Source organism: Pseudomonas sp. 34 E 7, from assembly GCF_900005715.1.
GTDB classification, from domain to species: domain Bacteria; phylum Pseudomonadota; class Gammaproteobacteria; order Pseudomonadales; family Pseudomonadaceae; genus Aquipseudomonas; species Aquipseudomonas orientalis_A.
The window spans coordinates 1-21,014 of the sequence record NZ_CVTX01000075.1 but is presented as its reverse complement, the minus strand read 5'-3'; the positions used below and the strand labels follow the sequence as shown (position 1 = coordinate 21,014).

The window sequence follows — 21,014 nt, the reverse complement described above, 5'->3', positions numbered from 1 at the left end:
CGCCGCACCGGCGCACGCAGCGGGCTGAACTGGCCGTTGTGGGTCACGGTATTGGATTGCAGGTCCATGGGCAGGATCAAGCTGGCGATCTGGCCCTTGGCTTGCCAGGCGGCGCGCATGGCTTCCTGCAAGTCTTCGCCCACACCCGACGCGGTGCGCGAGGTGCGTACCCAACTGGACACAGTACCGGCCAGGGCCTGGATGTCGCTGGCCAAAGGCGGATCGTAATTGACGTGCCATGACGCGTGGTCGCCAATCACATTGACGATGGGCGTGTTGGCGCGCCGTGCGTTGTGCAGGTTGGCGATGCCGTTGGCAAAGCCAGGGCCCAGGTGCGTCAGGGTCATTGCCGGTTTGCCGGCGATGCGGCCGTAACCGTCCGCGGCACCGGTACACACCCCTTCGAACAACGACAACACCGGCTTGAGGGCGGGTGCACTGGCCATCGCGGCCACCAGTGGAATCTCGGTGGTTCCCGGGTTGGCGAAGCAGTACTCGATACCGCTTGCCGCTGCCGCATTCACTATCAGTTGCGCACCATTCATTGTCAGCCCTCTCACTTGAGCGTTTTCTTTGATGAGATTTATCACACATAAAACCATACAGGACAAGTATTTTTAATCATAGATCTCTTATATTGAGATTTATGCGATATTTAAATCGAGATAAGTTAATGTGATGACCTGTAGGAGCGAGCTTGCTCGCGAAAAACTCACAGGCACCGCGTTCCTTCAGGAGGCACGCGTTATCGTTGACGTTTTTCGCGAGCAAGCTCGCTCCTACAGTGGATCCGGGGCGTTTTCGCCTATAGTGCATACCCGCGTGCAACCCCTTCTCTAGGAACGAAATGAGCAGTCTGAACAAGTTGTTGAGGGTCCTGGATCTGATCGGTCCACAGACGTTGAAGATCGACCCGGACACCATCGCCGAGCGCATGGGCCTGTCGCGTGCCACCGCGTACCGCTACGTCAAGGAGTTATGCGACGCCGGGCTGCTGACGCGCGTGGACGCCGGCAACTATGGCCTGGGGCCGCGCGTGATCGAGCTGGACTGGATGATGCGCCAGTACGACCCCATCCTCCTCGCCGGGCGCGAACTGATGCATGAGTTGTCGGCGCAGACCGGCCTTGCGGTGTTCGCCAGCGTTTTCTATGACGGACGCATCATCAACACCTACATCGCCGAACCCACCGACACTTACCACTTCTCCTTCGGGCGCGGGCACCCGCTGCCGTTTTTTCGTGGCGCGCAATCGAAGGTATTGATCGCCTTTCAGAAAGGCCGTCGCCTGCAACGCCTGTTCGAAGAACACATGGCCGGCGATGCGGACAGTGCCTACGACTGGGCAAGCTTTTCCAAGGCCACGAAGAAGATTCGCAAGGACGGCTATTGCATGACCCACGATGAACTGAACCTGGGCCTGACCGGCATCGCGGCGCCGATCATCCAGCCGGATATTGACGAGGTGGTGGGCAGCCTGTCCGCTGTCGGCAGCACCCAGAGCTTCAAGCTGCTGCGCCAGGAAACCGTGATCGAGATGGTGATGGACACCACCCGGCGGATTGCCGAGAACATGCGCAATCAGCCGGGCGCCGCCGCGTCCTGAGGTCAAGACGCGACAGCCAGGGTGGATCAGAACGGTACGGCGACGGTCACTTGGCTGTACACATTGGTGCCGTTGCCGACGGCCTGGTTGCCGCCCGTGGTGGAGTCCTGTTTCGGTTTGTAGAGACCGATCAGGGGCGTGATGATCAGGTGCGGGTTGACCGCCCACTCGGCGTACACGTCCAGCTCCCGCGCATCGAGGTTCAGTGCATTGCTTTTGCGCACGGTCTCGAAGTCGAAGTACAACGCGCCCAGGGTCAGGTTTTCCAGCGGCGTGGCCTTGAGGCCCACATGATGGATGCGGGTGTTGCTGTTGAACGGTCCGGAATAGTTGCCGCCGACTTCGCCTTGCAGCCAGGTGCCGTAGCCCGTGCTTTGGCCGGTGAACAGCGAATCCCATTTTTGTGAGTAGCGGGCGTAACGGTAGGTGACCTTGGGTGCCCAGGCGACATCGGCAAAGGTGTAACCGGCTTCGCCGTACCAGGCTTTTTCCGGCCCGCTGTCCTTGTCCTGCCAGGCGTATTCGAAAGCCAGGCTGACATTGGGCAGGCCCGCGTCGCCTTCGCCACGCACGCTGTAGATATTCATACCCTTGCGCTGGCGCTGAAAATCACTGGCCCAGCGATCGTTTACATCGATGCCATGCACCCAGGTCAACCCCAGGGTGCCGGGCTTGGTGGTGTAATCGAGGGTACCGGCGGCCACTTCGGTTTCGGCCTGGGCGCGGTTGTCGGACTTGAGCCACAACAGACTGCCATGCAGGCCGTCCTTGCCACCCAGGCGCAGGAACGCGGTCTGATCGAACGCATGCCGCGCCGCCAGATAGTAGGCACCGCCCCGGTTCAGCGCGCCATCGGCCGGGCCCTTGCCCAGGTTCGGCCCGTCATCGTTGACCAGGAAGCCCCTGCCGAGCTTGACCACCTGGCGCCCGCCGGAAATATCCACGCCGTCCTGGCCCAGTGCCGGGAACAGGTCGCCGGAGCGCCACCCGAGGTAAGCGTCTTCGATTTTGGTGGTGCGTTCGGTGCCCAGGGTATTGCCGGCCGCGTCGCCGTCGCCCCAGGTGGCGGAGCTGAGCAGGGCGAACGCACCGTAGGCGGTGCCGTTGCCTGCCAGGGACTGGTCGCCGCTCAGGCCGTATTTGATAAAGCCTTCACGCCAGGTTGAGCCGCCCGACGTGCCGTTGTAGTTCTTGCGACTGTTGAACATACCGAATACGGCAGTCATGTCTGCGTTGAGATGGCGGCTGTCATCGCTGTACAGCTCATAGGCCTGGGCCTGGCTGATGGCGCAGAGCGTCAAGCTGCATGCCAGCGTACCGCCGAAGAATAAAGTGGATGGGTAGCGCATGATCGAAGCTCCTTGAAGCGCGTCGTTAAAGGCTGTCTCAGATAGCGGCAACAGGGGTGCAGCGACGCCGCGCCCCTGTTGGCCGAGGGTTACTCGCCCGCGCGCTTATTGACGAACAGCAATTGCTGGCCGGTGAACTCCAACAGCCCTTCGAGGCCGAACTCGACACCGAAGCCGGACATTTTGCTGCCGCCGAATGGCGTATTCGGTTGGATCCGGGCGTGACAGTTGACCCAGGCCACGCCACTTTCCAGGCGGCTGGCCAACGCCTGCGCCTGCTCGACATCCGGGCCCCATACCGAGCCACCCAGGCCCATGTCACCGGCGTTGGCGCGGCGCAGCACGTCCTCGACGTCGCTGTAAGCGATCAGCGGCAACACCGGGCCGAATTGCTCCTCGTCCACCAGACGCTGGCCATCGGTCACATCCGCAACCAATGTCGGTGGGTAAAAGAACCCCGGACGGTCCAGACGGGCGCCGCCACACAGGACCCGCGCCCCCTGATCCCGTGCATCGGCGACCAGGGCTTCAACCAACTGCAATTGCTCAAGGTTCTGCACCGGCCCGAAGTTGACGCCGGGCTCCAGGCCATCACCCACCACCTGGCGCTGGGCAATCAGCGTCAGCGCGTCGGCGAAGGCCTCGTATTGGGATTCGTGAATGTACAAACGCTTGAGCGCTGCGCACGTCTGGCCCATGTTGAGGAAGGCTGCCTGGAAAATTTCCTCGGCGACCTCTTCCACCGATGTGCCGGGCAATACAATCGCAGCGTCGTTGCCGCCCAGTTCAAGGGTCAGGCGCTTGAGATTGGTCGCAGCGCCGCGCATCACGCTCTGGCCGGTGGCGGTGGAACCGGTGAAGACAATCTTCTGAATGCCGGGGTGCGAAGTGATCGCACTGCCGAAACCCTGCTCGCCGGTCACGCAGTTGATCACACCGTTGGGTACATGCTTCGCAATGATTTCCACCAGGCGCAGGGTACTCAGCGGCGTCAGGCTCGACGGCTTGCTGACCACGCAGTTGCCGGCCCGCAGCGCCGGCATGATGTGCCAAACGGCAATCATGAACGGCCAGTTCCATGGCGTGATGGACGCCACCACACCCAGGGGTTTGCGGTGCAGCTCAATGCGCTGGGTCGGGGTTTCTTCCACCAGCTCCACTTCAATCTGCTGCCCGGCCGCATAGCGGGTCCACGCGGCGGCGCCCATGACTTCGGAAAACGCCAGTTCCAACGGTTTGCCTTGTTCCTGCACGATCAACCGGGCCAACTCATCGGCGCCCTGCTCGATACTCTCGGCAATCGCCAACAGTCGCTCGCAGCGCTGGGCATGGGAAACGTGACGCCACGCCTTGAAGGCCACTTGAGCGGCGGCCACCGCGTCGTCCAATTGAGCCAGCGAGCCGGCCGGGCATTGGGCGAATGCGGCGCCGGTAGCCGGATTGATCACATCAAACTGCCCGTTTTCACCGGCAACCTGAATCCCATTGATAAGCATCTTGTAGTGGTGCATGTGTCATCTTCCTTTAACGCTGGCGAGCCTTGCCGGACAACGGCAAGCGAACAGTGTGCAGTGGGGCGGTATCGCTTGATGCCTTAGAGTTTGTGGCTGCCCAGCGCCAGGAAGCGCTGCGGCGAGACCTTGCGCAGTCGCACGGCGAGAAAAATGCCGCCCAGCAGCGCCGCTGGAATGACCGCGCACAGTGCGTAGGACAAGAGCTGGCTGGCGCCGGTGAGCACATCGAAATGCACCACCGCCAGTATCAGCACCATCAGCAAGGCCAGGCTGGAGAAAATCGGCAGGATACGCCCGCGCCAGAGGCCGACATTGAGTTCCGGGTGCCGGTGGAAATACACACACACCGAGATCGAAGTCATCGCCATGAGCAAGATCACGCACAAGGTGGCGAGGTTGGAGAACCAGGCGAACAGTTGCAGGATCGGATCGGCATCCATCGCGGCGAAGATCAGTACCACCACGGCGGCGATCAGGCTTTGCAACGCCGAGCCCATATGCGGGCTCTGGTGCACACGGTGGGTGGTGCCCAACAGACTGTGCAGCAGACCGTCGCGCCCGATAGCGTAGAAATAGCGCGCCGCGGCGTTATGGAATGCCAGCATCCCGGCGTAAATGCTGACCATGAACAGCACCCGGATAATCTGCGTCAGATATGGGCCGACAAAGTGGTCCGACATGCCGTAGATAAAGGTGGTTGGGTCCTGCAGGGCTTGCAGCATCGGCACGATTTTATCCGTACCTACGCCCACCACCATCGACCAGACCGACAGCGCGTAGAAGCCGCCGATCAGCAGCACCGAGCTGTAGGTGGCAATCGGAATGGTGCGGTGCGGATTTTTCGCTTCTTCGCCGTAAATCGTCGTGGCCTCGAAGCCGATAAAGGCCGCGAAGCAGAACAGCAGGCCGATCGACGGGGTACCGCTGAGCACATGCTGGCTGGTGAACGAGTCGAGATTGACACCGCTGTCGCCGCCAGTCTTGAGAATCGCAATATCCAGGGTCAGGATCGCCAGGTATTCGGCAATCACGACCACCGACAAGACGCGGGCGGACAGATCGATCTTGCGATAGCCCAGGATCGCGATGCTGACCATCGCCATCAGCGAGTAGGACCACCAGGGCAATACCAAGCCGTATACGCTTTCCATGGTGCCGCTGACCACGCCGCCGAACATGCCATAGAGGCCGACCTGCAGGATGTTGTAGGCAAACATCGCCAGCACGCCCGCCGCCCCTCCGGCCAGGCCACCCAGGCCGCGCGAGGTAAAGGCGTAAAAACCACCTGCGTTGGTGACATGCTTGGCCATGGTGGTGTAACCGACCGAAAACGCCAGCAGCACGGCCAGGGCCAGCAATAACAACGCCGGGGTGCCGGCACCGTTGCCCAGCATGATGCCAATCGGGAAACCTCCGGCGATAACGCTGAGCGGGCTCGCCGCCGAAATCACGAAGAAGATGATAAAGCCGACACCCAAGGCGCCACGCTTGAGCTCCGTGGAGCTGTTGACCGGGATAGATACACTCATCTTATTAACCTTATTGTATGAGGCAGTCGCTGTGGTATAGGACCGATCAAGGCGCCATCGGTACCAGATAGCGCTTTTGTTTTTGGGATTGCACGCTGTATTCGATCCTATGCCCGCCCACGAACACCCCGCTATCCCAAATCGGTAACATCGCCGGCGTCACCCCCGACCGGCAATGCCCCGAAAGTCACGGCCGATTTGGGATAACGGTGCCCTTCTGCATTCAGGCATGCTAGGTCCAGCCCTCTTTTACGGACGCCAGCCATGCCCTTTACCGACTCCAAACGTCGCTGGCTGATACTTGCCATCATTTCAAGCGCGCTGCTGCTTATCGTCATTGACATGACGGTGCTGTACACCGCGCTGCCCACACTCACGCGGGAGCTCAGCGCCACGGCGTCGCAAAAGCTCTGGATCATCAATATCTACGCGTTGATCGCCGCCGGCCTGCTGTTGGGCATGGGCACCCTCGGCGACCGTCTCGGGCACAAACGGCTGTTTATCGGCGGCCTGAGCGTTTTCGGCCTGTTCTCGCTGATCGCTGCGTTCTCGCCATCGGCCAGCGTCTTGATCGTTGCCCGTGGGTTCCTGGCGGTGGGCGCGGCGATGATGATGCCCGCCACATTGGCCCTGGTAAGGTTGACGTTTACCGACCGACGCGAACAGGCGATGGCGTTCGGACTATGGGCATCAGTGGCTTCAGGGGGCGCCGCATTCGGACCGGTCGTAGGTGGATTGTTGCTGGAGCATTTCTGGTGGGGTTCGGTATTCCTGATCAATGTGCCAATTGTGCTGTTGGCCTTGCTGCTGGGGGCGATAGCCATTCCCGATCATCCGGGAAATAGCCAGACACGCTGGGACTGGCTGGGTTCGCTGCAGGTCATGATCGGTTTGATCAGCGTAGCTTATGCGGTCAAGGAGCTGGGTAAACGGCAACCCTCCTTCGAGGCCATGCTGATAGCACTGGTCCTGGGCACGCTATTTCTGGCGCTTTTCATTCGACGTCAACGGCGGGCCGATCAGCCGATGCTGGATCTGTCGCTGTTCTCCACGTCTGGCTTCAGAAATGCGGTGATTTCGGCAGTGGTATCAGCCGCCGCCTTGATCGGCATGGAACTGGTCTTCAGCCAACGCCTGCAACTGGTGCTGGACCTGTCGCCGCTGGAGGCGGCGCTGTTCATCCTGCCGCTGCCGCTGGGTTCGTTCGTCGCCGGGCCGCTAGCCGGGCATTACCTGCCGCGCCTGGGAGAGCAGCGCATGCTGTTCTGGACGCTGCTGCTTTCGGCTGCCGCAATGCTGACCTACTTGCTGGCGCACAACGCCGCAGTGCCAGTGCAGATCGTCAGCCTCGCGCTGCTGGGCCTTACGATGGGCGCCGCACTGACCGCAGCGTCCAGCACGATCATGCTCAGCGTGCCCGCCGACAAAGCCGGCATGGCCGCCTCCCTTGAGGAAGTCTCCTTTGAACTGGGCGGCGCCGCAGGCGTGACGTTGGCGGGCAGCCTGTTATCGGCCATCTACGCCTACTCGGCGAGCCAGACGATTGCGCCATGGCTGGCCCTGAACCCCATGATCTTCGAGAGCCTCGACGATGCGCTGGTGGTCGCCGCGACGCTGGCGCCGGAGGACGCGGCGATGCTGATCGGGTCGGCCCGTTCGGCGTTCGACGCGGGTTTCGTCGCCGTACTGGCCACCTGTGCGGCATTGCTGTTGATGGCAGCGCTGCTGGTCAGGCCACGCAACCGGGTGTCATGAATCAGTGACATCAGCCGATGCAGTAACACATCCAATAAAAAAAGTCGGTGGTGCCACACCAACCGATGATCGATCAACACGCGGTTTACCAGTGAGATAGCCCAATGCTCGACGCCCTTTCCATCCGTTTGAAATTCGTCCTCTTGTCGGGTTTGTGCCTGCTTGGCGTGATCGGTCTGATCGTCGGCATGAATCTCTACCAGGGCAACCAGAACAACCAGTTGATCAGCACCTCGAGCAGTACGATGCTGACTGACAGCGGCAAGACCCTGCTGCTGGCCAGGGCGGCGGAACAGGCGAAGAACCTGCAGGGCGAATTCGCCCGCAGCCGGCAGATCATCACCGCTTTTTCCGACCAGGCGGCCGGCTTGCGCACCATGGCCGCCCAGCGGGGGTTGGCGGCTGCGACATTGCGTGAAGAACTTAACCTGGCGCTCAAGACCACGTTCGAACGCAATCCCGAGATTCTCGGGCTTTGGCTGGTGTACGAACCTGATGCGCTGGATGGCAAAGACAGTGAGTTCGTCAACGACGCCGCACGCGCCGCCAACGAGAACGGACGTTTTGCCAGCGCCTGGAATCGCGGCGCGGGTCAAGCGATGAATATTCTGGTTCCCGAAAGCGATTTGCAGAAGACCGAGTTGAGCATCAGCGGCACGCCCTACAACAGTTGGTACACCTGCCCGCGAGACACGCGACGCACTTGCCTGATGGCCCCCTATGCCGACACCCAGGCCGGGCAGGTTCAACTGATGACCACGCTGTCGATGCCCCTGATCGCCGATGGCAAGGTGATCGGCACCCTTGGGGTCGACCTCGCGCTCGGCGCCCTGCAAGCTGCCGCGAGCGATGCCCAGCGCACCCTGTTCAACGGTTCAGGGCGCATGCTGATTGTTTCCGACAGTGGCGTACTTGCCGCCTACAGCGCGGATGCGAGCCAGGTCGGCAAAAACATCGACGTTCCGTTGAAGGATGAGGGCAAGGCCGTGCTTGCGGCATTGACGCAACAAAAACCGGTGGTGCTGGTCGGTGATGCGCTGATTCGCGCTGTGTACCCCGTTGCACCCATCGCCGAAGCGCCGGCGTGGGGAGTGGCCATCGACCTGCCCAAGGATGTCTTGCTGGCGGACTCGATGAAGCTGCAGACCTTGCTTGACCAGACGCAAACCCGGGACACCCTGGAGTCACTGTTGGTCGCCGTCGGTGCGGGGCTGCTGGGCTTGCTGCTCATCTGGTTCACCGCCTCCGGTGTGACACGCCCGATCAACAGCGTCGCTCGGATGCTCAAGGCGATTGCCAGCGGCGACGGCGACCTCACCCAGCGGTTGGATTACCGCAAAAAAGATGAACTGGGCGAACTGGTGAACTGGTTCAATCGGTTTCTCGACAAACTGCAACCCACCATTGCGCAGCTCAAGCAGAGCATCATCGCTGCGCGCGGCACCGCCGACCAGTCGTCGCACATCGCGCGCCAGACCAGCGAAGGGATGCAGGTGCAATTTCGCGAGATCGATCAACTGGCAACCGCGTCCAACGAAATGAGCGCCACGGCCCACGAAGTCGCCAACAGCGCGTCAAACGCAGCGATGGCGGCCCGGGGCGCAGACCAGGCGTCCAGGGAAGGCATCACCATCATCGAGCGCAGCACCCGTGACATCAACGCACTGGCCAGCGAAGTCAGCAAGGCCGTGACGGAAGTCGAAGCCCTGGCGGTCAACAGCGAACAGATCGGTTCGGTGCTGGAAGTGATCCGCAGTATCGCCGAACAGACCAACCTGCTCGCCCTCAACGCCGCGATCGAGGCCGCACGGGCCGGCGAAAGCGGCCGAGGTTTCGCAGTGGTGGCCGACGAAGTACGCAACCTCGCCAAGCGTACCCAGGACTCGGTAGAGGAAATTCGCCTGGTGATCGAGCGCATCCAGGCCAGCACGCGTGGCGTGGTGGCAACCATGCATTCAAGCCAGACTCAGGCCCAGAGCAACGCCAGCCAGATCCATCAGGCGGTGGAGGCGCTCGGTAAAATCAGCGAAGCGGTGACGGTGATCAATGACATGAACCTGCAGATCGCAAGCGCGGCAGAAGAGCAGAGCGCGGTGGCCGAGGAGGTTAATCGCAATGTCTCGACCATTCGCGGTGTCACCGAGACATTGACCGAGCAGGCGGGCGAGTCGGCGCAGATCAGCAGCCAGCTCAACGAACGGGCCAATCAGCAAATGAAACTGATGGATCAGTTCCGCGCTTAACCCGTGGCGTGCCGTTGCGCCGCCGTGCAGGCCATCACGCGCGCGCGCAGACGGGGATGGCGGCGCGGACGGTATGGGACGGTAACTCTGCGAACAGTGCCTGGTACTCCTCGGCAAAATGACTGAGGTGGTAGAAACCCCACTGGGCGGCGGCATCACCGATGGAGAGGCGGGACGCAAGGGTACACATCAGGGTCCGACGCACGCCATTGAGCCGGACAGAGCGCAAGTAGTTCAGCGGCGTGGTCTCGGCTACCGAGCGGAAGCTGTTCTGCACGGTGCGCCGACTCACCTGCAGGCGTTGGCACAACTCGTTGACGCTGGGCACGTCGATTCTTTCGGCGGTCGCCAGTCGGTGGCATTTCTCGACAATGAAGCTGCGCGTGGAACTGGGGCTGCGTTGGAGCTTGTCGCAGGCCGGGTCGGTGAGCAATTGCAACAACTCACCGAGCAATGCCCGCTCCAGCCCCTGCTCGCCCGCGCTGTCGAGTTCCTCGCCGGCCTCCGCCAGGGAGAGCACGGCGAGCAATCCAAGCCGAGCCTGGGCGAAGCGTTGCGCAGACACCCGGATCACCGGTTGGCGCAGCAACCGACTGATCTCACTGGCCGACGCCGTTTGCTCCAGTACCTGCTCGAACCACTCGCGCTCGAAGGTGACGGACAGCAGTTCCATGCCCATCGGCATATGGAACATGAACTCCTCGCCCCCCTGCAGAAAGAACAGGCTGCTGTCATCGACTTCGCGACCCTGCATGCGCGTCGAGCCCGGCACACTGATCGGCACGGCAAAGCACATCTTGCCTCGCGGTGCCACACCGCGCTGCACCACCCGCTGGTTGATCTGCTCGCGAAACACGTGGCAACGCGCAGTGGTCAGCTGCATCAACGAACTCTCGGCCGGACCGGCCGTCAACTGGCTGTAATCCTGGCTCCACTCCTGGACATTGGCCGCATGGACGTGGATATCGCGAAAATGGCTTATATGATGATTTTTCATAATGTGCGAAAAGCCTCTGCCAATTTTTGTTTTTATCTCAAGCTACCTTGCAATATTCGCACATAGATCAATTACCGCGAAGTTTCTTCTCAAATAGGGCCTTTGGCGGAACCTGCCGATGGACCGATTCATCATTTGCCGATTCGGGCTAACGGACAGGCACTCTCTATGAGAATGATCCACATACTGAAACCGACATTCCAGAGAGTGCGTCATGATTGAGTCCAAACTAGAATCCCTGCATTTCGCGGATGCCCCGCACATTATTTCCAGCACCCTGCCCGGCCCGCTGACCCGCGAAGCGCTGGCGTTGTCGGCGAGTACCGAATCGATGGCGCGCGGCGGCGGTCGCATGCCTATTGCCATGGACCGCGCGTTCGGCGCGACCTTCAAGGACCCCGACGGCAACACCTACATCGACCTTTCCGCAGGCGTGGGCGTCAGCAGCGTCGGCCGCTGTCATCCGCTGGTGGTAAAAGCCATCCGCGAACAGTCCGAAGTGCTGATGCATGCCCTGGAAATCAACAGCACCCGCCGCACCGAACTGGCCGCCAAGATGTCCGAGATCGCGCCCGATGGCTTGCGCGGCGACTGCATCACGTTCTTCACGCAAAGCGGCAGCGATGCGCTGGAAGCGGCCATCAAGTTTGCCAAACGCATCACCGGGCGCCACCAGATCCTCGCCTTCCACGGCGGCTATCACGGCGTGTGGAACGCCTCGGGCGCGCTGACCACCGGCACGGCCTACCGCAAGGGCTACGGCCCGATGATGGGCGGCGTGATTCACGCACCCTACCCCTATGCCTACCGTTTTCCCTTCGACACCACGCAAAAAAGTGCCGAGCAGATTGCCGGCGACTACGTGGATTACCTGCTGAACAGCCCTTACACCGCCGCCGATGACGTGGCCGCCGTGATTGTGGAGCCGGTGCAGGGCGAAGGCGGCTACGTGCCGCCCTCCCCCGAATTCCTGCAACTGTTGCGCAAGGCCTGCGACCGCGCCGGCGCGTTGCTGATCGTTGACGAAGTCCAGTCCGGTGCGGGCCGCACCGGCAAGATGTGGGCGGTCGAGCACTCCGGCGTCAAACCCGACATGCTCACCTTCGGCAAGGGTATTGGCAGCGACCTGCCGATGGCCGGGCTGATCATGCGAGCGGACCTCGCCGCACAGATTCCCGACGGTTCGATGCCCAATACCTTCGCCGCCAACTCGCTGTCTGCGGCCGTGGCGTTGACCAATATCAGCATCCTGCAGGACCCGGAACTCGGCCTGCTCGATCGCGCCCACACCCTGGGCCTGGAAGCGCAGGAACGTATCCGCGGGTTCAACAGCCCGTTCGTCGGCGAAGTTCGCGGTCGCGGCCTGATGATCGGTATCGAGCTGGTTGAAGACGCCGCCACCAAGACGCCGCTCGAAGGCGCCAAGATCGGCCAGCTCATGGGCTACCTGATGAACCACGGCGTACTGATGATTCCCTGCGGGCGTTACAGCAACGTGATGCGTGTGATGCCTTCGCTGACGATCACGCGCGAGCTGTTCTTCAAGGCGTTGGACATTTTCGGCGATGCCCTGGCCTCCCTCAAGGCCTGAGTGCGTCATCTCCAACCCCTCCCATCACGCATGGACACCCACATGACCGAGCACCTGAAACACTTTATCCAGGGCGCGCCCTGCGACGCCAGCGACGGAGCGCGCATCCCCCTCATCAACCCCGTGACCGAACAGGTATACGGCAGTTGCGCAAGCGGCACCGCCGACGATGTCGACCGTGCCGTGGCAGCGGCGCGCGCCCAACTGGAAGGTGGCGCCTGGAGCCAGCTTGACGGCGCCCAGCGCGGTCGGCTGCTATCCAAACTCGCCGACCTGGTGGAACGCGACAGCGAATCACTGGCCGACATGGACGCCGACGCCATCGGCCGCTCACCGCTCGAACCGCGCCGGATGGACCTGCCCAACGCCATCGCCAACCTGCGCGCGGCCGCCGGCTGGGCCAATCAGCTTGAAGGGCGCACCATTCCCACCGGCGGCTACTTCGGTCGCAAGACCCTCTCGTACACCGTCCGCGAGCCGGTAGGCGTGGTGGGCGCGATTGTGCCGTGGAACTCACCGCTGATGATCACCGTGTGGAAGCTCGCCGCATTGCTGGCGGCAGGCTGTACCGTGGTGATCAAGCCCTCGGAAGAAACCCCGCAATCGGCCCTGCACCTGGCGGCGCTGGCGCAGGAAGCGGGATTTCCTGACGGCGTGATCAACGTGGTGACCGGTTACGGTGCGCAGGTCGGTCGGGCCCTGTGCGAACACCCGGATGTGGCCAAGATCAGTTTCACCGGCAGCCCCGAGGCCGGGCGTGAGATCCAGCGCACTGCGGGTGTGCTGTTCAAGCGCGTGGCCCTGGAACTGGGCGGCAAGAGCCCGCAGATTGTGTTCGACGATGCGCCCTTCGACGATGCATTGTTCGGCTGCACCCTGGGTTTGTTCGTCAACCAGGGGCAGATCTGTGCCGCCGGCTCGCGCATCCTGGTCCAGCGCAGCCTCGCCGAACGCTTCGCGGCCGCCCTGGCCGAGGCCGCTCGCTCGATCAAGGTCGGCGACCCTCGCCAGCCTGACATCCAGATGGGGCCGGTGGCCAAGAAAGCGCAATTTGATCGCGTCAACCGTTACATCCAGCTGGGTATCGACCAAGGCGCCTCGCTGCTGGCCGGCGGCGTATCCACCCCTGACCAGGGCTGGTTCGTGCGTCCGACGATTTTCGCCAATGCCCGCAATGACATGGCGATCGCCCAGGACGAGATCTTCGGCCCTGTCGGCACGGTGATCACCTTCGACAGCGAAGAAGAGGCCGTGGCACTGGCTAACGACTCCGCCTACGGCCTGGCCGCCACGGTGTGGACCACTGACCTTGCGCGCGCGCACCGCGTGGCTGCAGCGGTAAAGGCCGGCGCTATCGGCGTCAACTGCTGGAGCCCGCTGGACGCCAACCTGCCGTGGGGCGGCGTCAAGGCCAGCGGTATTGGCCGCGAAGGCGGAATCAGCGGCGCGCTGGCCTACACCGAGGAGAAAGTGATCACCGTGCTGCTGCCTGCCTAGAACAGTCACTGCACCTGCCACCCTCTCGGCCCTGGTCGCAGAGGGTGGGATTCAGCCGTGCGTTTCGACGCCTTGATGATCAATAAAGAGACTGCGATGAACAACCAAACACAAACGGCAATCGATCGGTATCCCGTGTCCCTGCGCATCCTGCACTGGGTGCGTGCCGTCGTCATAGCCGGGCTGCTCTGGGCCGGCTGGCACATGACCGGGCTTGATGATGAAGTCGTGAGTAAATTCACCCTCTACTACCCGTGGCACAAATCGTTCGGCGTGCTGGCGTTTCTGCTGGTGCTGGTACAGATCGCCCTGCGTGTTCGCACCCCCGCCCTTCCGCAGCCACCGCTCACACTGGCGGCGCATGAGCGATTCCTCTCACGGTTCGTACAACGCTCCATGTACGTACTGATCGTGGCCGTGCCGCTGATGGGGTACTCGATGTCGAGCACCTTCACCATGAGCGACGGCGTGTTCTTTTTCGGCGTGAACCTGCCGGAGCTGCTGCCGAAGAATGACAACTGGTTTGTGGTATTCCAATGGCTGCACAAAGTCCTGGCCTATACCTTGCTGGTCCTGATCGTGCTGCATATCGCGGGCGCGCTCAAACACCGCTTGTTCGACCGCGACCCTCGCAACGACGTACTGCGCCGCATGCTGTGAACGGATACATCCCGGGCACGCGTCTGCGATGAGGCCGGCAGTTGTACCCAAGACGAAAGCCGCGTCCACTGCGGCTTCTGTCGTTGGGCTGTCAGCGGCGCGGCGTCTGCAAGGCGTGGTAGCCGTAATCGGCGCGGGCCTGGCGTAACGGCACGCCCGCCTCGATCGCCGCACGAATATGCTCTTCGGCCTGGTGGATTTCTTCGGCCACCGCCAGCACCTGGCTCAGTGAACCGGATGGAATCACCACCAGGCCATCACCATCACCGCGCAACCAGTCATCGGGTTGTACCCGCACGCCGCCCAGCGTCACGGGTGCCTGGATCGCTTCGACACGCACGCGGTCCTTGCCGGTGCGCATCCAGTTACCTCGGGAAAAGATCGGGTAGCCGAGTTCCAGCGCACGGTCAACGTCGCGGCAGATGCCGTCAATCACCGTGCCGGCCAAGTGTTGGCGCGAGGCGGTCGAGGTCAGCAAATCCCCCCACACGGTGGTGTCCTGCCGTCCCTGATTGTCGATCACCACCACCTGGCCGGCTTCGAGGTCATCGATGTAATCACCCACCGAACCACCGTCCAGGCCAATAGGGCCGTAGCGCAGGGTCCAGGCTTTGCCCGTGAGCTTGAACGTGCGGTCCAGGGGCATGATGTCGGTGCATTGGCAAACGATATTGAGGCGGTCCATCGCATCGCTGAGGTCGGTGCAGCTCAGGGCGTCAAGACGGGTAAAAATAGAGGTTTGCATGATGGGGCCTTCCTTGTGTCCTGTGGGTTAACGCGCGGTGGCGGCGGCACTGAATGCGTGGATTTTGTCGACGATCTGGCGTGACGCCGTCCGGATTGCCGTGCTGGTATTGCCGGCGATGTGCGGCGTCAATTGCGCATTGGCAATAGCGGTCAATGGCGAGGCGAAACGGTCTTTTTCCAGGGCAAAGGTATCGATGGCCACGGCTTTGACGTGCCTGGGAAACTGGCGCATGAAGGCGGCCAATTGCTGCTCGTCGACGATCCCGCCGCGCGCGGTATTGATGAGGATTGAGCCCTGGCGCATCTGCCGGAACTCAGCAGTGCCGAACAAGCCTCGGGTCTGGGGGGTGAGCGGTACGTGGATCGAGACGATGTCCGCCTCGGCCAGTAACTGTTCAAGACCTGCGCGTCGTTCAAGTCCGAGGCTGTGCGCTACCGGTTCGGTAAAACGTTCGGACCCGGTGGCGATCACCTTGATGCCCAGCGCCGCAGCCTTGCGCGCCACCTGCCGGGCAATGCTGCCTGTGCCCACCAGCCCAAGCGTCAGTTCGGCGTATTCGGAGGCAGGTGCCAAGGTGCCTTTTGCCCAATGGCCGTTGTGCGTTTCGGCGTTGTAGTCATCCAGGTCGCGCGACAGAAACAGCGCCTGGGCCAGGACGTACTCGGCAACAGCGGCCGCGTTGGAGCCCGGCGTATTAAGGATCACCACGCCGCACTGCTCGCACGCCAGCCGATCAATATGATTGACCCCTGTGCCAGCCTGGGCAATGGCGCGCAGTGGCGTGGCCAGCGCCGACGAGGTGGCGGCTCGGATCAGGCCGGCGCCCAGGGGGATGTTCAGGCGCGTCTTGAACACGCTGTAACCCCCGGCCTGACTCACGGCGGCGATAAATCCAGGCTCGTCATGGCAGTTGATCTCGGCATAGTCAATGCGCGTGCCGTAGTGCTGCCGAATGCGCTCTTTGTCCGCGAAATAGTGCAGGTTGAGGGTGACGCCCAGGCCCCGTTCGAGAAAGCGATCGACTTCCTCAAACAGTAACGGCGGCCCGGGGGCATCCAGTATCAGGGTGGTCAATGTCATACCGTTGATCCTCTTGGAGGGTAGCGCCTGCCGATACCCGGGTTGCCCCAGGCATCGGGGTTAACCATCGGGTTAATCACCAGGTGAAATGGTGCGCACTTGCAGGATCGACCAGGCCCGCGTCGGTACTCACGGCCGCGAGGAACCCGCTGTAGAAATCATTCAGCGATGAAGACTGGATGAACGAGGGATTGCTTTTGGCGTAGATCAGGAACAACCGATAGATTCGCAGGTTCTTTTCCTTGCGGTAGACCTCGGCCTTGAGACTGGGCCACAGGTTGAGCACGCTGTTTTCCTTGATTTTCCATGGGTCCGCCGGCTCGGTACCGGTGGTGGCCTTGAACACGAAGCGCTTACCTTCAATCACTTCCAGGTGCAGGCTGGCCAGCAACTGTTCGGCCGTGCCGACAGCTTCAGTCTTCAAGGCCTGCGCCAGCGCCAGGATGTGGGCCTTCTCCGGAATGCTGCCGGTCAGGGTCAGCCAGGCGCATTTGAGGTCGGTTCGCGCAATGGCGTAGGCCATCCCTTTGACATAGGTATGAAAGCTCTCATCCTCGTTAAAAGCCTTCGACAGCTGCGTTGCCGGCGCTGGCGCGAACTGCCCGACGCCGATCAGTTCGCTGTGCAACCCACCGGCCAGCAAGGCGCGGGTCCAGGGAATCGCACGAATGGCATCGGGGCGCGACTCGAACACCTTGATGTTGAAGATACGAGAAGGCGGCCGGGTGCCTTTGGCGGTGGCCCTGACCACATCGAATCGCGCCAGGTCGCGCAGCAGGGAAGGCAGCGCAGGATGCTCGAAGAACGTCGCCTGGTAGCGGCGCACCACGTCCCCCCAACGTTGAATCCTGCCGGCAATGACCTCCTCGGACAGCTGCGGCTGGGGCTCGGCGTGCATACGGTACAACTGGCTGAGAAAGTTGACGGACTGGTTGCGGGTCAGCAGATGCGCGCGCATCTCCGCGCAGCCGGCCAGCATGAAGCGGGTTTCCGGGCCCTCCAGCGCGCCGAACTCCTGCAAGGTCTCGGCGATCACCCCATTACACCGTGCGTGTTCCCCGCCCATGATGACGTGGACGACCACCTCGATGCCATAACGGGCCGCGATCAGCTTGTGCTGGTTGGCAATCGCCATGTTCAGTTTGTGCATGGCCTTGCCGCCCTGCTTGCCCGTGTCGCTGGGGCCAAACGTGATGTATTGGCGGTTGCCGCGCGTTGCCAGGTGCTGGCGGTACACCGGGTTTTCGTACACCTCATGCACGGTGGCCAGCGTGCGCTCGGCACCTGCCAGGTCTTCGGGTTGCAGGGCGATGTCGATCCCATCCCGCACCTGGGCCGCTTTCATCAGAAACAGCACCTCCAGCGCGCTGAGGGCCGAGGTGTACTCGGCGATTCCGTGGATTTTCATGCGGTCGCGATAATGGTCGATCATTTCAAACCGTTCCACCGCGTTGCGCGCATCGTGCATGCGGATATAGCTTGGGTCCTGCTCCATCAGCGCAATGTAATCCTGGCCGGCGTATTGCTCGACTTTGCGGGTGTAAAGCGGCGTGGTGCGTTGCAGATACTCCTGCCACAGGCCAGCGGGCGTCTGGGCCGATCCGCCTTCCAGCGCGACCTCAAGTGCGGCCTGACGCGCACGCTCATCCAGTTCGTGATAGTGCCGGCCCTGGCCCAGGCCAATGGTTTCCAGCCACTGGCTGGACAGAATCTCATCGACCACGCTGCTGAACATCTCGGCGTTTTCACGAAACTCGATATCCAGATAGTGAAAGCCAAACGCATGCACCCGCAGCAGCAGACGGTCGATGGCGGCCGGCTGGGTAAAACGAATGCTGCTCAGTGCATCTATCAGTTCGGCGGGACGCTCGAAATGCTCGGGATGATCCCGGCCCACACGGGCACGAATCTCTTCAAGGCGGTGCCGTGCGCCGCCGTCCTTGATCAGGCTGTCGATATCGGCGATGTAGCGATTGCGCAGCGCCGTTTCCAGCGCCAGCACCAGGGTTTCGGTGTGCTGGTTGGTGTCATAAGGACGGCCATCCTTGTCGCCGTATAACCAGGTGAACAAGGTCAGCCATTTTTCCTGCGGCGCCAGGCCCAGGGCGTGATGCACGTCGGGCAACGCGTCATACACACTGTCGGCGTAAAAAATCTGTGATTCGATATCCGTGCCATTACTGCCCGACCACACGGCGTTGTACAGCTCCAGCAAGAGCTGCGCAGTGACTTGAGGCTTTTTGAGGCCACGGTCTTCGACGTGCTGGGCCAGTTTCTGCAAGACCAGCACAACGGAATGCTTGAGCTGGTCAGTCTCTTTGCACAGCACTCCCAGGCTGATATTTACTCCCGCAGGCGCTGTAATCAACTGCGGGTCAAGCGTGAGCAACTGACGAGGCAGGCTGGCCTGGGACGCAATCTGGGTCGCCACGCTCCTGACCGACAATTCGAACAGCAGTTGCTTGATCAGCAACAACTTCCAGAACGCCTCGACGTCCTTGCTGGAACGGGATTCAAAGAACGCCTTGCCCAGGGCAGCGGCCAATTTCGAATCACCCTTGTCCAGATACGACAGCGTATCGATTTCAGCATAGATTCTCAGGCAGGCGCGAGTGTGCGGGGCTTGGGAAGCATCATCCGTGTTGGCCTTGAGTGCGTGCTCCAATGCTCGCCATAGAACGTCATGCAGTAGCGCGGGGTTGGTATGGCCGATTGAGGGGCGAGTTGATGCATTTTCCAGTATGGAATTGATCACATGATTCATGGGTTCAAGCCTCGATAATTGTCAAATCCCTTGTTTGCAGTGCGCCGGACAGACACACGCAAAATCATCAATGTCCCAGGCTTAACCCACAGCGTCGCAACGAACGGAAATTACCTGTTCGCCGACAGAAAGCCCCCTAGCCGGTACCGAAAAACGGCAGAAAACTGAAACAAATTGTTACATCCGCCCGCAATAAAACATGGCTTGGATTTCTCCACAAAAGACCTTTTTGGAATAGCCAACTTGAAAATAAAGATAGGAAGCTAATAAAAATAACGGCACTGAAGTCCGGTTAACTGCCTGCATATTTTCTAACGTGCTGATTACTTGACATTAATCTGCAGGCACGAAAACCGGCTGAGCCGAGGGGAATATCGAGTAGGAATCACCTGCGGGCGCAACCTAAATAATTCTTCATGAACACCATTTCCTACTCAGGGAGCAGACATCCTTCCTGCCTGCAAAAGAAAAACCCGGCGCTTGGCCGGGTTTTGTCAGTTCATGCTGTGGGATGAACTACTTCGCACCGCCATTGTTACGGTCGGTCTGGGCGTCCTGATCCGATCCGGGATTGCCCGGCGGGGGGTTCCAATCTTCCGGCTTCTCGCCTGTGCCCTGCTTGGGCTCGGATTCAGCTTGCTCCAGGCCTGACGCGTGACCCTCGCCCAGGTCGGGCACTTGTTTTTCCGGTCCGGGATAGGGCGCTGCGGGACCGTTATTGTCATCGACCATAAATCACCTCTATTTCACTAGCGCGGTTGCGCACAGGGCTAAGTTGGGCTATTCAGACAGAACGTGAGAGTGCCCTTCAGCACGCGCCCGGCGGGATACCGTCCTTGTTGAAATCCTTCAGTCGCTCACGCTCCTCTTCGGTGGAGTGCGCCGGCGTTTGCTCTTCGGGTTCCTTGGGCTTTTCTTCGGTCATGGCTGATTCCTCCAGGTTGTAGAGTTTCGGCACTCTGCGGTGCAGGCAGTTCAAAATGAATGGTCGCGCAGGCCGCGACCGTGTCGCTGCTACTCTGCGCGCATACAAAAAAGGCGCTCCGAAGAGCGCCTTTCTACCGCCGATTGCCTTACTGCAAACTGACCTGACGCAGCTCGGGCTTGGCCTCGCCACCGATCATGATGCGCTTGGGTTTGGCCTCTTCAGGCACCTCGCGCAGCAGGTCGATGCTCAGCAGCCCGTTGTTCAAGGCCGCGCCGCGCACTTCGATGTGGTCCGCCAGGCGGAACGACAACCGGAAAGCACGCTGGGCGATGCCCTGGTGCAGGTAAGCGACCTTCTCGTCGGTTTCGCGTTTGCCGCCGGAAACCGTCAATACACCTCGTTCGACCTGGATATCCAGATCCTCCTCGGTCAGGCCAGCCACTGCGATGACAATCCGGTAGGCGTCCTCACCGTGCTTTTCAACGTTGTGAGGTGGATAGGAATTCGGAGCCTCGCTGCGCAGCGCCGACTCGAACAGGTCATTGAAGCGATCAAAGCCCACCGATTGACGGAACAGTGGAGCCAACGAAAGGGTAGTAGCCATTTTAAAATCTCCTGAGTTTCTCCAAGTGATTTAGGACGCGACCCGCATTCGGCATCGCGTGATCAAAAATTTATGGACGCACAAAAGGATTTCAAGAGGGCGGAAAAAAATTTTTCTTGGCGGATATCGCTCTCGCAGGAACGGCGGGG

At 61.2% G+C, this 21,014-nt stretch carries 16 protein-coding genes and 1 pseudogene; 7 read left to right on the top strand and 10 right to left on the bottom strand.

Annotated elements, in window-relative coordinates; translation table 11 throughout:
- A partial coding sequence (locus BFP96_RS03630; RefSeq protein ID WP_256548742.1) for a thiamine pyrophosphate-binding protein occupies positions 1-545 on the bottom strand: 545 nt, incomplete at its 3' end.
- A gap of 302 nt (positions 546-847) precedes the next feature.
- Here BFP96_RS03630 and BFP96_RS03625 point away from each other — a divergent pair.
- A complete protein-coding gene (locus BFP96_RS03625) occupies positions 848-1,606 on the top strand; it encodes an IclR family transcriptional regulator (RefSeq protein ID WP_065935597.1) in 759 nt (252 codons plus the stop codon).
- A 26-nt stretch (positions 1,607-1,632) separates the two neighbouring features.
- Here the strand turns inward: BFP96_RS03625 and BFP96_RS03620 are convergent, their stop codons facing one another.
- From BFP96_RS03620 to BFP96_RS03610, 3 genes are all read right to left on the bottom strand, one after another.
- Positions 1,633-2,955 (bottom strand): hypothetical protein, encoded by a 1,323-nt coding sequence (locus tag BFP96_RS03620; RefSeq protein WP_065891978.1) that lies wholly within the window; start codon positions 2,953-2,955, stop codon positions 1,633-1,635.
- Positions 2,956-3,044: 89 nt separating this feature from the next.
- Entirely contained in the window at positions 3,045-4,466 is a 1,422-nt protein-coding gene (locus BFP96_RS03615) for an aldehyde dehydrogenase family protein (protein WP_065891979.1), read from the bottom strand.
- An 83-nt stretch (positions 4,467-4,549) separates the two neighbouring features.
- On the bottom strand, positions 4,550-5,998 hold the full coding sequence (locus BFP96_RS03610; protein WP_065935596.1) for an APC family permease: 1,449 nt from the start codon (positions 5,996-5,998) through the stop codon (positions 4,550-4,552).
- A 264-nt stretch (positions 5,999-6,262) separates the two neighbouring features.
- On the opposite strand from BFP96_RS03610, the gene BFP96_RS03605 reads away from it, so the two are divergent.
- The 3 genes and pseudogenes from BFP96_RS03605 (at position 6,263) to BFP96_RS31645 (ending at position 9,996) form a co-directional block, all read left to right on the top strand.
- Positions 6,263-7,753 (top strand): MFS transporter, encoded by a 1,491-nt coding sequence (locus tag BFP96_RS03605; protein WP_065891981.1) that lies wholly within the window; start codon positions 6,263-6,265, stop codon positions 7,751-7,753.
- Between the two features lie 104 nt (positions 7,754-7,857).
- A pseudogene (locus tag BFP96_RS31650) lies at positions 7,858-9,138 on the top strand (HAMP domain-containing protein); the annotation flags it as partial.
- 102 nt (positions 9,139-9,240) lie between these two features.
- Positions 9,241-9,996 (top strand): methyl-accepting chemotaxis protein, encoded by a 756-nt coding sequence (locus BFP96_RS31645; RefSeq protein WP_370737769.1) that lies wholly within the window; start codon positions 9,241-9,243, stop codon positions 9,994-9,996.
- Positions 9,997-10,030: 34 nt separating this feature from the next.
- Here the strand turns inward: BFP96_RS31645 and BFP96_RS03595 are convergent, their stop codons facing one another.
- Positions 10,031-10,993: a helix-turn-helix domain-containing protein gene (locus tag BFP96_RS03595; protein ID WP_065935594.1), complete on the bottom strand. Its 963-nt coding sequence runs from the start codon at positions 10,991-10,993 to the stop codon at positions 10,031-10,033.
- Positions 10,994-11,207: 214 nt separating this feature from the next.
- On the opposite strand from BFP96_RS03595, the gene BFP96_RS03590 reads away from it, so the two are divergent.
- From BFP96_RS03590 to BFP96_RS03580, 3 genes are all read left to right on the top strand, one after another.
- Positions 11,208-12,584, top strand: a complete 1,377-nt coding sequence (locus BFP96_RS03590; protein ID WP_065891984.1) for an aspartate aminotransferase family protein — start codon at positions 11,208-11,210, stop codon at positions 12,582-12,584.
- A 42-nt stretch (positions 12,585-12,626) separates the two neighbouring features.
- Positions 12,627-14,081 carry an aldehyde dehydrogenase family protein gene (locus BFP96_RS03585; protein WP_065885606.1) on the top strand — a complete coding sequence of 485 codons (1,455 nt, stop codon included), beginning with the start codon at positions 12,627-12,629 and terminating at the stop codon, positions 14,079-14,081.
- 96 nt (positions 14,082-14,177) lie between these two features.
- Positions 14,178-14,741 carry a cytochrome b gene (locus tag BFP96_RS03580; RefSeq protein WP_065885604.1) on the top strand — a complete coding sequence of 188 codons (564 nt, stop codon included), beginning with the start codon at positions 14,178-14,180 and terminating at the stop codon, positions 14,739-14,741.
- A 91-nt stretch (positions 14,742-14,832) separates the two neighbouring features.
- Here the strand turns inward: BFP96_RS03580 and BFP96_RS03575 are convergent, their stop codons facing one another.
- The 5 genes from BFP96_RS03575 to BFP96_RS03555 form a co-directional block, all read right to left on the bottom strand.
- A complete protein-coding gene (locus BFP96_RS03575; protein ID WP_065897939.1) occupies positions 14,833-15,486 on the bottom strand; it encodes an RraA family protein in 654 nt (217 codons plus the stop codon).
- Between the two features lie 27 nt (positions 15,487-15,513).
- On the bottom strand, positions 15,514-16,569 hold the full coding sequence (locus tag BFP96_RS03570) for an NAD(P)-dependent oxidoreductase (RefSeq protein WP_065897938.1): 1,056 nt from the start codon (positions 16,567-16,569) through the stop codon (positions 15,514-15,516).
- Between the two features lie 76 nt (positions 16,570-16,645).
- Complete coding sequence (locus tag BFP96_RS03565; RefSeq protein WP_065935593.1) at positions 16,646-19,333, bottom strand: phosphoenolpyruvate carboxylase; 2,688 nt, start codon at positions 19,331-19,333, stop codon at positions 16,646-16,648.
- A gap of 516 nt (positions 19,334-19,849) precedes the next feature.
- The gene (locus BFP96_RS03560; RefSeq protein WP_065935592.1) at positions 19,850-20,065 is read right to left on the bottom strand and encodes a hypothetical protein; all 216 of its coding nucleotides are present in this window, start codon (positions 20,063-20,065) and stop codon (positions 19,850-19,852) included.
- Between the two features lie 341 nt (positions 20,066-20,406).
- Positions 20,407-20,865 carry an Hsp20 family protein gene (locus tag BFP96_RS03555; RefSeq protein WP_065935591.1) on the bottom strand — a complete coding sequence of 153 codons (459 nt, stop codon included), beginning with the start codon at positions 20,863-20,865 and terminating at the stop codon, positions 20,407-20,409.
- Positions 20,866-21,014: the final 149 nt, after the last annotated feature.

Coding starts and splice junctions, on each gene's coding strand:
- BFP96_RS03625 (WP_065935597.1), top strand. CDS start 848: ATGAGCAGTCTGAACAAGTTGTTGAGGGTCCTGGATCTGATCGGTCCA.
- BFP96_RS03620 (WP_065891978.1), bottom strand. CDS start 2,955: ATGCGCTACCCATCCACTTTATTCTTCGGCGGTACGCTGGCATGCAGC.
- BFP96_RS03615 (WP_065891979.1), bottom strand. CDS start 4,466: ATGCACCACTACAAGATGCTTATCAATGGGATTCAGGTTGCCGGTGAA.
- BFP96_RS03610 (WP_065935596.1), bottom strand. CDS start 5,998: ATGAGTGTATCTATCCCGGTCAACAGCTCCACGGAGCTCAAGCGTGGC.
- BFP96_RS03605 (WP_065891981.1), top strand. CDS start 6,263: ATGCCCTTTACCGACTCCAAACGTCGCTGGCTGATACTTGCCATCATT.
- BFP96_RS31645 (WP_370737769.1), top strand. CDS start 9,241: ATGCAGGTGCAATTTCGCGAGATCGATCAACTGGCAACCGCGTCCAAC.
- BFP96_RS03595 (WP_065935594.1), bottom strand. CDS start 10,993: ATGAAAAATCATCATATAAGCCATTTTCGCGATATCCACGTCCATGCG.
- BFP96_RS03590 (WP_065891984.1), top strand. CDS start 11,208: ATGATTGAGTCCAAACTAGAATCCCTGCATTTCGCGGATGCCCCGCAC.
- BFP96_RS03585 (WP_065885606.1), top strand. CDS start 12,627: ATGACCGAGCACCTGAAACACTTTATCCAGGGCGCGCCCTGCGACGCC.
- BFP96_RS03580 (WP_065885604.1), top strand. CDS start 14,178: ATGAACAACCAAACACAAACGGCAATCGATCGGTATCCCGTGTCCCTG.
- BFP96_RS03575 (WP_065897939.1), bottom strand. CDS start 15,486: ATGCAAACCTCTATTTTTACCCGTCTTGACGCCCTGAGCTGCACCGAC.
- BFP96_RS03570 (WP_065897938.1), bottom strand. CDS start 16,569: ATGACATTGACCACCCTGATACTGGATGCCCCCGGGCCGCCGTTACTG.
- BFP96_RS03565 (WP_065935593.1), bottom strand. CDS start 19,333: ATGAATCATGTGATCAATTCCATACTGGAAAATGCATCAACTCGCCCC.
- BFP96_RS03560 (WP_065935592.1), bottom strand. CDS start 20,065: ATGGTCGATGACAATAACGGTCCCGCAGCGCCCTATCCCGGACCGGAA.
- BFP96_RS03555 (WP_065935591.1), bottom strand. CDS start 20,865: ATGGCTACTACCCTTTCGTTGGCTCCACTGTTCCGTCAATCGGTGGGC.